The following is a 13,194-nucleotide window of genomic DNA, read 5'->3' on the forward strand; positions in this document are numbered from 1 at the left end:
CAGCGCCCGCCCAGGCAGGCGCTGCCCTCTGCGCGAAACGCGACCATGCCGGGGAGTGCCTGATGCCGGAGAATGATCTTACCGAAGATCGCCGCGATGACATCACGCTGGACCGCGATCATGTGGGCCTGAAGGACACGTTTGCCAGTCGCCGGTATTTCAAGAAGTTCGAGCGGATTACCCAGCATCTGACCCGCGTGGCGGCGCAGATGCAGGCCGAGGGGCAATTGAGCGAGCGCGAGGTCAAGGTATTGACGCGCTATGTCGTTGCGATTGGCTATACGTTTAAAGCTTTAAGCATGAAATACCTGATGGCCGGGCGCGACACGGGGCGGCATTTCGGGGCGTTGGAGATGGACCGCGTCGAGAGCGGCTTTCCGGTGTTTCAGGAATTGCTGGTGATGGCCAATGATGCGGCGCAGGCGGCGCGGCATCTGGAGAATATGCCGAGCGAGAGTGCCTTGAAGGATCAGATGGTTCGGATGATCCTTGGCGAGCAAGCCCTGCCGACCAAGCTGCAATATGCGCTGAGTCAGCGGCTGTATTATCAGGAGTTGCTGAAAGGCGATCTGTTCTGGGCGCGCAATGATCCCGAGATTACATGGCTGAGCGGGGAAAGCCCGCGGACGACGTTCTTGGTGCATTGGGCGGTGTATGACAGTCAGGTCAACCTGCCGACCGTGTATCTGATGGAGGTGGAGGACACCGGGCGCACGGCTTTGCCGCTGGATGAGCGGCGCTGGCCGGAGGTGCAGGCGCATCTGATGGCGCAGTCGGTGGACGGGTTGAAGCTTGTCACGATTGCGCGCGGGTTTGACGAGGATTTCGACGATCTGCATCCCAAGCGGTTGCGGCGGTTCCATGTGGGGCCGATGTATTCGCATGCTTATACCCAGCAGAGCGGCCCGTTGCGCGAGGTGTTGCGCGATGCGCGCGCACCGGACGGGCAGGACTGGGCCTTGGCCTGGACGCTTGAGGAGTTGGAGAGCGAACGGGTGACCGAAGTACGCTCGGGCTGGTTTTCGACGGTGGAGCGGCAGGTGTTTGCGCTTGACCCGTTCAGCGGGCGGGGTGTGGACACCGGGGCGACGCGCACGGAGCGGGCGATTATCCTGCCGCAGCGTCCCTATCAGGTGTTGGAAGAGAAGCGCCCGCCGGGATTTTCAACTGTGCGCAAGTTTGTGGTGAGCGCCGGTGGCCGGGTGTTGAGTTACCGGTGAGGACGAATTTTCACGAAAATTCGGTGCCTCCGGCGGGAGTATTTCGAGCAAGATGAAAGGCGGATTTGACGTATGAGTTTGACCAGTGACCAGATGGAGTTGCGGGAAGAGGATATCCGCAAGCATTACGATGCCGCCGCCGCGATGTTGGAGGGGTTTGACCACACGCCGCGCATTGGCAAGGGGCGCGAGGCGCCCAAGGCGGAGCGTTCAAGCGGAATAGGCACGCGGCGGCGGTTTCGCACCACGACGCCGGGTTTGGTGACGCGCAGCACGGCGCGGCCCGAAGGTGTTCAATTGCTGGCGCGGATCGAGGCGGCGGACGGGGATGATCCGTTGGTCAGCCCGGCGCAGGCCACGGTGATGGCGCATCTCCGTCGCGCGGTGGCGATTTCGCTGGCTGTGGCCGAGAATTACGGCGAGGCGACGGGCTTGGCCGATTTAAAGCGCGCGAACCTTGAGGGGGCCTTGCCCGCCGATCAGAAGACGGCGTTTGCCGAGTTGTTGACCGCGGAGGCGCTGATTTCGCTGCATGTGTTTGGCAATGCCTGTGCGTTCCTGTTGACCCCGCATTTGACCGAAGTCAGCGTTGAGGTGGGCGAGGTTGAGGAAGTGTTGACCGACAACGGCCAGCTTGCCCTGCATGGTGCGCTTTGGGAGTTGGATCAGGATATTGCCGCATTGGCCGGGGATGATGCGCGGCTGGTGGGCTGTGTCTGTGCCTTTGCCGAGCAGTTGATGGAGAAGGCCGCATTGCGCGCACAAAGCGCCGGGCGGTTGGAGCCGTTCACCGGTGCCGCGTGGAAGGTGGAGGCGGATGATTTTGCGATCCGTGGTTTCCAGCCGGCGCGGGCGGCCAAAAGCTCGACCCTGACGATGACGTTCAAGAAGCCGCATGAGGTGGTGGGCAACCATATCGCCAAGTATCAGGCGCTGCGCCTGTCCAAGATGCTGATGGCCTATGATTTCGAGCGGCGGTTGAACCCGTTTGCCGAGCTGGGCGGGTTTATCTTTACCTTCATGGGCGACGGGATGCCGGGGACGGGTAAGACCACGTTGATCCAGATGATGGCGGGGTTGATCAAGGGCTATTGTGACACGGCGGGGTATCCGTTTCGCTATCAAAACCTGTCGACCGAGAGCATCGACAGCTATCAGGGGAAATCGGCGCAGAACGCCAAGGCGTTTATCAACAATGTGATTGATCCCGGTGCGATCGGCTTTGGCACGATTGACGATATTGACCAATTGGCCGGGAAGCGGGGGGACCGGCAGTCTTCGGCCGGGCAATTGGAGATCACCGCCGTTCTGATGGAGAGCTTTGCCGGGGCGAACACGGTCGTGCGGGGGAATTGCACGTTTGGCATGTTCTCGAATTACCCTGAGAATGTGGATGATGCGCTCAGGCAGCGGGCCGGGGCGCGGTTTTTGGTCGATGGGCCGAAAACGCGCGAGGATTACGTTGATATTCTGGCGCTGTTGATGGGCAAGAACCACGACATTCCGCTGGGCGAGCATGAGCTTTATGCCGCGCAGGAGATCAAAAAGGCCGTCGCCAAGAGTTTCGAGAGCCATTCCAAGCCGCATGAAGAGGGGTTGGTGCGGGTGTATGAGCGGGTCGAAAAGGACATTGGCGCGCTGGATACGATTGCCAAGCTGGGCACCTATTTGAAGGGCATTCAGGAGGCGGATGCGCGGTTCACCGGCCGGGCGATCAAGAACATCACCGATGCGGTGAAGGTTCGGGCGATGGATTTCGAATTGCCGGATGAGTGGATGGAGGAGCCGGAGCTGTTTTTGTTCCGCGATTACGAGACCAAGAAGGGGATGATCGAAGAGCTTCGGATGCCGATCACCGTTGAAATGGTGGTGCAGGAGATCAACCGCTATGCGGATTCGGAGTTCCGCTATGCGGACAAATCGGACGAGGTGGCCATCGAGAACATGGTGCGCGAGTTCGGGCGTCAGGAAGAGGCGAAGCGGCGGTATTTGGAGGGGAAGGGGTGATGATCCTCGGAGGCTCTGACGGGACGTGCCCGACCTGGAGGGCGCATGAGGTGCCTTTGATGGGTGTTAAACGGGCGTTTCCAGTGCTGGCGTTGCGCGGGTTGGAAGGTTGCAAACGCGCCCTCCGGGGGAGGTCGGGCGCGGCCCGGCAGAGCCGGGCGGTGTGGTTGAGATGGTGGGAAATGGAGAAGTTTAGGTGAAACGCCTCATCGAAAAAGGTCTGATGTTTGGCAACCTCATTGAGGTGGCCAGCCCTGCGTTGATCGAGCGGTATAACCGGGCGCTCATGCATTTGACCGGCAAGCGCACCGAATTGGAGGATTTTCATGTCGATATTTCGGGCTATTCCCCGGAAATCGGGCATGAGTTGGGGGATCATCAGTATCTGAACCACGCGGGCGTGAACCGGCAGTTTATTTTGCTCACGACCGAGCAGCAGACCGCGCCGTTGCTGAATACCAAGTTTTCAACCTCGCGCGGGATATTGCGCCAGTTTATCGAGGAGAACGAGGCGCAGTTGTTTGCTCTGACCGCACGGGACGCGGTGGCGGGGGAGTTGGTGAATTCGGTGTATTCCGTCGAGGAGCCGATCAAGCTGTTTGATATTCGCAAGGTTGTGATCGAGGCGGATACGACCGAGGGCACCGTGCGCGAGGCCGAAAAGCTGGGCCATTTGGTGGACCGCTTTCGCGAGGAAGAAGACGGCTGGTTTGACGACATTCTGATCGCCGAGATGATCGGGATGGCAAAGAAAACCGGCGATGTGACGCGCAATCCGGTGGACCTTAAACACATGGAATTCGCGCAGGACAACTTCTGGACCGCGCATTTTGGCGGGCTTTATGTGTTTCGCGGGATGGATCATCCGGCGGTGATTGCCAGCGGCGACAAGGACAGTTTGGGCAAGCTGCCGATCAAATATACCTTCGACAAGAATGACCGGAACCAGATTGCCAAGTTCTTTGAGTTCAACGATCTGGTCGAGCCGATTGTAAAGGTGCGCGGCATTGATGCGGCGGCAATCCTGCGTCAGAAAATGGATTTCATCGTTGTCGATGCGGCGCAGGACGCCGGTGTTGATCTGTCCGGGGCGACGCGGGCGGACATTCGTGCCTTGGCACGGCGACATGCGAGCGATTTGCCGGAGGAGTTTCACGGGCTGGCGGAGTTGCTGCATTGGGCCGAGGATGGCGGCAAGTGGCCGCGCATTACCTCGGATCATCCGGCGTATTTCTATACGCTGCGCGCGGCGGATCATGACGATGCGGATTTGGTTAATATGCTGCTTAGCGAGCTGGCCCCGAAGGATGTGAGGCAGCTTTTCATTTGTCACAAGGAGCTGTTTTACAAGCTCTATGCCGGGTGGAGCGAGACCAAGAAATCCTATGTCGCGGATTTTCTGCATCGCGAATACCAGGTGGACAAGGTGGGCACGCGGCGGGCACTGTTTGGGCATGACGCGCCGATGGTGGACGACCGTCCGGTGCCGAAAGACGATCTTATCGAGCGCGTGGGCCCGTGGGGCGCGGTGCGGAGGGGGTAGAAATGGGACTGGTGCGGCTGGTATTTTTCGGGGCGATCGGGCTGACCATTGTGTATTTCCTGATCGCGATTTATTCGCGGTCGGTGCGGCGTGAAAAGCTAGAGGATCGCTGGGCTGCGGAGCATGGTGACAAGGGCGACACGGCCGCGCGGGCGGCGTTTATCGAGAAGGGCATGGCGGAGTATGACAGCTCGATCCGGCCCAAGCTTTTGCTGCTGGTTTATGTGGTGCCGACCGTTCTGGTTATCGCCATACACTATCTGACGACCTATTACTGAAAGGGCCGATATGCGCCGGGTTTGGACTTGGATCAAGATCATCATTTTCGTGCTGGTGTTTGCGCTGTTGCATTATGTGCTGCCGCAGCATGACGTGGCGCGTATCACGTCGACCGAGGTGATCCGGGCGGATTTCTCGGGCTATCAGCGGCTGTTTTATGCGCAGGCCGATAGCGGCGCGGATGAGGCGGTGAACCGGGATTTGCGGCTGATCAATTCCGAGATCAAACGGACGTGGCTGCTGGGCTTTGGGCAGCGCGACAGCGAGAAGGTGATGGTCTATCGCAACGAGGATACCGGCTGGATCTGGCCGCCGTATTTCAAGTTTGACAGTTCGGATTTGCAAGCACAGGCCGCCGCCGCAGTGAGCGCGGCGGGGGCGAACGAGCAATGGGTGGTGATCACGCATTATGGCTGGCGCAATAAATACCTGTCGATCTATCCCAATGCGATCGGGGTTCGGAAGGTCGACGGGCCGGATGTGACGGTGATCCCGTGGTTCAACATCTTCTTCTTTGGCTTCCTGTTGTTCGCCTTTGGCATGGTGCGGGCGATGTGGCGGCAGTTTCGCGAGCGCACGATTGATCCGACGTTCGAGGATGTCAGCGACAGTGTGAACGAGCGGCGCGGGAAAGTGACCGGGTGGCTGAACACGTGGCGGCGCAAGAAGTAGGGGTTTTGGGGCCGCTAGGCCCGGAATCAAGGCCGCAGGCCGCCGGGCCATCGTCAGGCCCACCCATGGGCTGACGATTGGGCGAGGGAAGTTTGCCGTTCATATGGCGGGAAGATTTGGCGGGCATAAAGCGCCTTGCCAAAGGCGTTGGGTCGTCAACCCTGGGCCTGACGATGGGTCTGATGATGGCCCGGCTTGCTCACATGCCGATATCGCCCAGTTTCGAGAGCAGGTCCGCCGCATTGCGGGCCTGAAACTTGCGCAGGAGGCGGGCGCGCACGTCTTCGATGGTGCGCGGCGAGAGGCCGAGGGTGCGGCCGATCTCCTTGGAGGTCAGGCCGCGGGAGAGCCATGAGACCACCTCGCGTTCGCGCGGGGTGAGGGAGGGGCCGGGCGTGTCCGGGGCGAGACGCGCGAAGCTCATCACCACCTGCGCGAGTGGGTCACGTGGCGTCAGGGTATGCGCCCGGAAGCGGCACCAGAAGGGTGTGCCATCGGCGCGGTGCATCATGCGTTCGTCGGAATATTCCGCGCCACGCGACAGTTGCCCGAGGCCGATATCGCGGATGTGGCGGAACTCATGCTCGGTTCCATATAGGATGCGAAAGCTCTGCCCCAGAAGGGCTGCGCGCTCATGCCCGAAGAGCCATGCAAATGTTTCATTGCAGGCGCGGATCATGCGGTGTTCGGTCAGCACAAGACCGACCGGAGCGGCGTCAAATGCGATTTGAGAGAAGGCGTCCATGGTGGGTGACCCCGTGAAACTACGGTATTGATACCGTATGCCGCTGACGCGCATGATTTCAAGATCATTCGCGAGGGGACAGAGCCGATGGACATTGCCGAAAAGCTGATGCTGGAAATTGAGGCGCGGCGGGCCGATCTGGTTGAACTGACGCAAGAGTTGATCCGTATTCCGACGCTGAACCCGCCGGGAGCGTATTACCGCGACATCTGTGATTTTCTTGACCGGCGCATGGTGCGGCACGGGTTCACGACCGAATTGGTCCGTGCCGAGGGTGCGATTGGCGACACGGAGAAATACCCGCGTTGGAACATTGTCGCCCGCAAGGAGGGCAAGCGCGCCGGGGAATGTGTGCATTTCAACAGCCATATCGACGTGGTCGAGGTCGGCAAGGGCTGGACCACTGATCCGTTCGGTGGAGAGGTGATCGACGGCAAGATTTACGGGCGCGGCACCTGTGACATGAAGGGCGGCTTGGCGACGAGCATCATTGCCGCCGAGGCGTTCATTGACGTGTGCCCCGATTTCAGCGGTGCGATCGAGATCAGCGGCACGGCGGACGAGGAATCCGGCGGGTTCGGCGGGGTCGCCTATTTGGCCGAAAAGGGGTTTTTCAACCCCGAGCGCGTGCAGCATGTGATCATCCCCGAACCGTTGAACAAAGACCGCATTTGTCTTGGGCATCGCGGCGTATGGTGGGCCGAGATCGAAACCCATGGCGAGATTGCCCATGGCTCCATGCCGTTCCTTGGGGATTGCGCGGTACGCCATATGGGGGCGGTCATGACCGAGATGGAGGCGAGCCTGTTCCCCGCTCTGGCGCAGAAGCGCACGGATATGCCGGTGGTGCCGGAGGGGGCCAAGCAATCGACGCTAAACATCAATTCGGTGCATGGCGGAGAGAACGAGCAGGGCGATGATTACACCGGCCTGCCGAGCCCCTGTGTGCCCGATAGCTGCCGCATGGTGATCGACCGGCGGTTCCTTATTGAAGAGGATATCGACGAGGTTCAGGAAGAGATTCACGGGCTGTTGCGCAAGGTTCAGGAAAACCGGGATAACTTCCGCTATGACGTGCGTGAATTGCAGCGCGTTCTGCCGACGATGACAGCACGGAGCGCGCCGGTGGTGCAATCGGTCGCCAAGGCGATGGTCGAAGTGATGGGCAAGGAGCCACAATTTGTCGTATCGCCCGGCACCTATGATCAGAAGCATATCGACCGGATCGGGCGGTTGAAGAATTGTATTGCCTATGGGCCGGGGATTTTGGACCTTGCGCATAAGCCTGACGAATATGTCGGGATTGATGACATGGTCGAGTCGGCGCAGGTGATGGCGCGGTCGTTGCTTGATCTGCTGGGGAGCTCTGAGTGACGATCATCAAGGCGGATGGCGCGGCGGTGGTCGCAGACGTGGCGGTGGCCGTGGGCGACGAAGTGCGCAAGGGTGCCGTATTGCTTGCCACCGAGTTGATGAAGATGCGTCACGATATTCGCGCCGGCGAAGACGGGATTGTCACCGCGGTGCATGTCAGCGCCGGGCAGGAATTGCGCGGCGGTGAGGCGTTGATCACGCTGGAGCCGGCGGAGGTGTCGGGCACGAGCGCGGTGGAAGAGACCGGCCCCCGCGCCGATATGGCCGATTTCGAGGCGCGCATGGCTTTGTTGCAGGACGCGGCGCGCCCCGAAGCGGTGGCCAAGCGCCACGCCAAAGGGTTCCGCACGGCGCGCGAGAACATCGACGCGTTGTTCGACGCGGGCAGCTTTAGCGAATATGGCGCGTTGGCCGTGGCAGCGCAGCGGGTAAAGCGGCCGCTTGAGGATTTGCACAAGGCCACGCCGGGGGATGGGATCATCTGTGGCACCGGCTTGGTGAACGGGCGGCCCGTGGCGGCGATGGCCGTGGATTACACGGTTCTGGCGGGCACGCAGGGCTATCACCACCACCGCAAGATGGATCGGTTGATCGACGTGGCAGGGCGCGAGCGATTGCCGATTGTCCTGTTTGCCGAGGGCGGTGGCGGGCGGCCCAATGATTACGATGCGGCGCATGTTCTGGTGGCCGGGTTGAATGTGCCTTCGTTCCGCCAGTTTGCCGCGCATAAGGGGCCAAAGATCGGGGTTGTCGCGGGCTATTGCTTTGCCGGGAATGCGGCGTTGTTCGGGGTGTGCGACGTACGGATCGCAACCGAGCAAAGCTGGATCGGGATGGGCGGTCCTGCGATGATCGAGGGTGGCGGTTTGGGCGTGGTGCGCGCCGATGAGATCGGGCCATCGGACGTGCAGGTCAAGAACGGCGTGATTGACCTGTTAACGCCGGATGAAAGCGGTGCGGTGGCCGCCGTGAAGGCGATGCTGTCGCTGAACACGGTCGCCGAGGCCGGTGCGGGCGACGCCGAGGCATTGCGAAACGTGGTTCCCGCCGACCGCACCCGCGCCTATGACATGGGCGAAGCGATTGCGGGTTTGGTCGATCAGGACAGTTTCGTCGAACTGCGGCGCGGCTTTGGTGCGGGGCTGATCACCGGGTTTGGCCGGATCAAGGGCCGCGCGGTGGGGATTGTGGCGAACAATCCGCTGCATCTGGGCGGGGCGATTGATGCCGAGGCTGGCGACAAGGGTGCGCGGTTTTTGCAGCTTTGCGATGCCTGGGGGGTGCCGGTTGTGACGCTATGCGATACGCCGGGCTTTATGGTGGGACCGGAGGTCGAAGAGACGGGGCAGGTCGCGCATATCTCGCGGTTGTTCCTTGCCGGGGCGCATTTCGGTCAGCCGCTTGTCACCGTGATCCTGCGCAAGGCTTATGGGTTGGGCGCGATGGCGATGGCGGGAGGCGGGTTTGACCGCCCGCATCTGTGCGCCGCGTGGCCGAGCGGAGAGGTCGGGGCGATGGGCCTCGAAGGGGCGGTGAAGCTGGGCTACCGCGAGCATCTGGCAAAGATCGCAGACGAAGGCGCGCGCGCGGTGGAATATCAGCGGTTGGTGGATGAGCTATATGAGCGGGGCCGGGCGATGAACGCCGCGAGCCTGTTGGAATTTGACGCGGTGATTGATCCGGCAGAGACGCGGGATGAGATCGACCGGGCGTTTGCCACAGCCGGGCCATGCGCCCCGAGCGGGCGATATGCGGATGCGTGGTGAGGCGCGGGGGCGGCAGCGCCCCGAGGGCCAGGTGCTTGATTTGCCTATGGTTTGGGTGAAGACTGAAACGGAAATAAACGAGCCGCAAAGAGTCGGCCATGACACAAGGGAGTTATGATATGTCATTCATGAAACTGGGCGCGGTGAGCGCGCTTGCAATGCTGATGGCGGGGGCCGCTGTGGCCAAGACCGACATCACGGTGGCGATGCAGCTTGAACCGCCGCATCTGGACCCGACGAGCGCGGCTGCGGGCGCGATTGACTCGGTGCTTTATTCCAACGTGTTTGAGGGGCTGACGCGGTTCGGCGCGGATGGCAGCGTGAACCCCGGTCTGGCCAAAAGCTGGGACATTTCGGAAGACGGGCTGACCTATACCTTCCATCTGAACGAGGGGGTGAAATTTCACGACGGATCGGCGATGGACGCCGAGGACGTGAAGTTCAGCCTTGACCGTGCCCGCGCCGAAGACAGCGCGAACGCGCAAAAGGCGCTGTTTGCGACGATTGCCAGCGTTGATGTGGTTGACCCGATGACCGTCAAGGTCACCTTGAGCGAGCCGAATGGTGCGTTTCTGTTCAACATGGCGTGGGGCGATGCGGTGATCGTGGCGCCAGAGAGCATCGAGACCATCAAGCAGACACCGATTGGCACCGGCGCGTTCAAGTTCACCAACTGGGTTCAGGGCGACAATATCACCTTGGAAAAGAACGGTGAGTATTGGGGCACCCCGGCCAAGCTGGATAAGGTGACGTTCAAGTTCATCAGCGACCCGACCGCGGCGTTTGCAGCCGTGATGGCGGAAGATGTCGACGCGTTCGCGGGCTTTCCCGCGCCGGAGAACATTCCGCAGTTTGAGGCCGATCCGCGGTTTCAGGTGATCCTTGGCAACACCGAAGGTGAGACGATCCTGTCGACCAACAACAAGATGCCGCCGCTGGACAACGTCAAAGTGCGCAAGGCGATTGCCCATGCGATTGACCGTCAGGCGATCATTGACGGGGCGATGTTTGGCCTTGGCACGCCGATTGGCACGCATTTTGCGCCGCACCATCCCGATTATGTCGATCTGACCGGCAATTCGCAGTATGACCCGGAGCTGGCCAAGAAGCTGTTGGCCGAGGCCGGCTTTGCCGACGGGTTCAAAACCACGCTGAAGCTGCCGCCGCCGTCTTATGCGCGTCGCGGAGGCGAGATCATTGCCGCACAGTTGCGCGCCGTGGGGATCGAGGCCGAGATTAGCAATCTGGAATGGGCGCAATGGCTTGAGCAGGTGTTCAAGGGCAAGGATTTCGGTTTGACCATTGTCAGCCATACCGAGCCGATGGACATCGGGATTTATGCCCGCCCGGATTACTATTTCCAATATGACAACCCGGCGTTTCAGGCGCTGAACACCAAGCTGGGTGTGGAAACCGATCCGTCGATGCGCTCGAAGCTGTTGAGCGAGATGCAGACGGTCATCTCGACAGATTATGTGAACGGTTATCTGTTCCAACTGGCCTATCCGACGATTGCCAAGAAGGGCATCACCGGGCTTTGGAAAGATGCGCCGACGCAGGCTGTGGATATGACGGCGGTTGAGTGGGCCGAGTGATCCATTCGGTCGAGTAAGGTGTGGCGGGCCGCCCCCGGGAGCGCGCCCGCCCACCCACCCCGCGCACCCGGGGGGCCTGGTGCGAAGTGAACGCGGATTTGCCAATGGATGTTCCGGGTGATGTGTCTGGGCCTCCGGCGGGAGTATTTTTCGAAGATGAAGGTAGGTGAGCCGATGATTTCGCAGGGCGCGGGATGCTGAGGTATGTCTTGAAGCGGTTGTTTTCGCTGGCGCTATCGCTGGTGGTGGCGAGCTTTGTGATTTTCCTCATGGTGGAGGTCGTTCCGGGAGATCCGGCGGCTTACATGTTGGGAATCAATGCAACCGATGAGACATTGAACGCGCTGCGTGATCAGCTTGGGCTGAGCGGGAGCTTGGTCGAGCGGTATCTGGCGTGGGTCGGGGGCATGGTGCAGGGCGATTTCGGCACCTCGTATACCTATCGCACGCCGGTGGCGGAGATGATTGGCGAGCGGTTGTGGATTTCCCTTCCGCTGGCGATTTATGCGCTGACGCTGTCGACGGTGATTGCCTTTCCGGCCGGGATTTGGGCGGCGAGCAAGCGCGGATCGGTGGTGGACACGGTGGTGATGGGGGTGACGCAATTGGGCGTGGCGATCCCGAACTTCTGGTTTGCGATGCTGATGGTATTGGTGTTTGCGATCAACCTGCAATGGTTTAGCGCCGGGGGATTTGTCGGCTGGGATGCGGGCTTTTTCGCCGCTTTGAAGAGCCTGACCTTGCCGGCGATTGCGCTGGCTTTGCCGCAGGCGAGCATTCTGGCGCGGGTGATGCGGTCTTCCTTGCTGGACACATTGAGCGAGGATTTCGTGCGCACCGCGCGGGCGAAGGGGTTGAACAAGCGCCAAGCGTTGTGGCGGCATGCGTTGCGCAATGCGTTGATCCCGGTGTTGACGATCATCGGCTTGCAGTTTTCGTTTTTGATGGCGGGGGCGATCATCATTGAGAACGTGTTTTATTTGCCGGGTCTGGGTCGGTTGGTGTTTCAGAGCATTTCGGCGCGGGATTTGATCGTGGTGGAATCGGTTGTCATGCTGCTCGTGTTTGCCGTGATTGTGGTGAATTTTGCCGTCGACATTGCCTATGCGATTGTCGATCCGAGATTGAGGACGCGGGTATGAGCGGGGTGGAAATAACGCTGGGCCGTGCCGCGCTTGGGAACCGGTCGTTGATGCTGGGTGTGGTGTTGACGGGCGTGTTCGTGCTGGGCGCGCTGATCAGCTTCCTGTGGGTGCCCTATGACATCACGCAGCTGGACATTCCCAACAAGATCAAGGGCCCGAGCGGGGCGCACCCGTTGGGGACAGACCATTTCGGGCGCGATATCCTGAGCATGATTATGGTCGGGGCGCGGACCTCGATCGCGGTGGCGTTGGTGGCTGTGGGGATCGGCATGGGCCTTGGTGTGCCGCTGGGTCTGGCGGCGGCGGCGCGCAAGGGGTCGTTGCTGGACGAGGTGATCATGCGGGGCAATGATCTGGTGTTTGCGTTCCCGAGCCTGTTGATTGCGATCATGATCACGGCAGTCTTTGGCGCGAGCGCGTTGAACGCGATCATCGCCATCGGGATATTCAACATTCCGGTGTTTGCGCGTCTGGTGCGCGGGGCAGCGTTGAGCCTTTGGACGCGGGATTATGTGTTGGCGGCGCGGGTGTCTGGCAAGGGGGCTGCGCGGATTTCGATGGAGCATATCCTTCCCAATGTGACGAACCTGTTGATCGTGCAGGGCACGATCCAGTTTTCGCTGGGCATCCTCGCAGAGGCGGGCTTGTCCTATGTGGGGCTTGGGGCGCAGCCGCCGATCCCGAGTTGGGGGCGCATGCTGGCCGATAGCCAGACGATGATTTCATTTGCACCACATATGGCGTTGTTTCCGGGGCTGGCGATTTTGCTGACCGTGTTGGGGTTGAACCTGATGGGGGATGGGTTGCGCGATCTGCTGGACCCGAAGTTACGGCGGGCGAAGCGATGA

The 13,194-nt window shown here is 60.8% G+C and carries 11 protein-coding genes; 10 read left to right on the forward strand and 1 reads right to left on the reverse strand.

Features of this window, described 5'->3' with window-relative positions:
* The first annotated feature begins 62 nt into the window (after positions 1–62).
* The 5 genes from N4R57_21800 to N4R57_21820 all read left to right on the forward strand — a co-directional run bounded on the left by N4R57_21800 (position 63) and on the right by N4R57_21820 (position 5,721).
* The gene (locus N4R57_21800) at positions 63–1,220 is read left to right on the forward strand and encodes a hypothetical protein (GenBank protein UYV37523.1); all 1,158 of its coding nucleotides are present in this window, start codon (positions 63–65) and stop codon (positions 1,218–1,220) included.
* A gap of 72 nt (positions 1,221–1,292) precedes the next feature.
* On the forward strand, positions 1,293–3,227 hold the full coding sequence (locus N4R57_21805; protein ID UYV37524.1) for an ATP-binding protein: 1,935 nt from the start codon (positions 1,293–1,295) through the stop codon (positions 3,225–3,227).
* Positions 3,228–3,423: 196 nt separating this feature from the next.
* Positions 3,424–4,770 (forward strand): hypothetical protein, encoded by a 1,347-nt coding sequence (locus N4R57_21810; protein ID UYV37525.1) that lies wholly within the window; start codon positions 3,424–3,426, stop codon positions 4,768–4,770.
* A 2-nt stretch (positions 4,771–4,772) separates the two neighbouring features.
* On the forward strand, positions 4,773–5,048 hold the full coding sequence (locus N4R57_21815) for a hypothetical protein (GenBank protein ID UYV37526.1): 276 nt from the start codon (positions 4,773–4,775) through the stop codon (positions 5,046–5,048).
* A gap of 10 nt (positions 5,049–5,058) precedes the next feature.
* Positions 5,059–5,721, forward strand: coding sequence for a DUF1523 family protein (locus N4R57_21820; GenBank protein UYV37527.1), 663 nt, complete (start codon positions 5,059–5,061; stop codon positions 5,719–5,721).
* Between the two features lie 199 nt (positions 5,722–5,920).
* On the opposite strand, the gene N4R57_21825 is transcribed toward N4R57_21820, so the two are convergent.
* Entirely contained in the window at positions 5,921–6,466 is a 546-nt protein-coding gene (locus N4R57_21825; protein ID UYV37528.1) for a PAS and helix-turn-helix domain-containing protein, read from the reverse strand.
* An 87-nt stretch (positions 6,467–6,553) separates the two neighbouring features.
* Between N4R57_21825 and N4R57_21830 the strand changes: the two genes are divergently transcribed.
* From N4R57_21830 to N4R57_21850, 5 genes are all read left to right on the forward strand, one after another.
* Positions 6,554–7,840 (forward strand): acetylornithine deacetylase/succinyl-diaminopimelate desuccinylase family protein, encoded by a 1,287-nt coding sequence (locus N4R57_21830; GenBank protein UYV39647.1) that lies wholly within the window; start codon positions 6,554–6,556, stop codon positions 7,838–7,840.
* The gene (locus N4R57_21835) at positions 7,837–9,606 is read left to right on the forward strand and encodes a biotin carboxylase (GenBank protein ID UYV37529.1); all 1,770 of its coding nucleotides are present in this window, start codon (positions 7,837–7,839) and stop codon (positions 9,604–9,606) included. The genes N4R57_21830 and N4R57_21835 overlap by 4 nt, the downstream gene beginning before the upstream one ends.
* Before the next feature lie 119 nt (positions 9,607–9,725).
* A complete protein-coding gene (locus tag N4R57_21840; protein ID UYV37530.1) occupies positions 9,726–11,201 on the forward strand; it encodes an ABC transporter substrate-binding protein in 1,476 nt (491 codons plus the stop codon).
* A gap of 194 nt (positions 11,202–11,395) precedes the next feature.
* The gene (locus tag N4R57_21845; protein UYV37531.1) at positions 11,396–12,343 is read left to right on the forward strand and encodes an ABC transporter permease; all 948 of its coding nucleotides are present in this window, start codon (positions 11,396–11,398) and stop codon (positions 12,341–12,343) included.
* Positions 12,340–13,194: an ABC transporter permease gene (locus N4R57_21850; protein ID UYV37532.1), complete on the forward strand. Its 855-nt coding sequence runs from the start codon at positions 12,340–12,342 to the stop codon at positions 13,192–13,194. Before N4R57_21845 ends, N4R57_21850 begins: the two co-directional genes overlap by 4 nt.

It is taken from the genome of Rhodobacteraceae bacterium D3-12 (assembly GCA_025916135.1).
Classification (GTDB): Bacteria; Pseudomonadota; Alphaproteobacteria; order Rhodobacterales; family Rhodobacteraceae; genus JAKGBX01.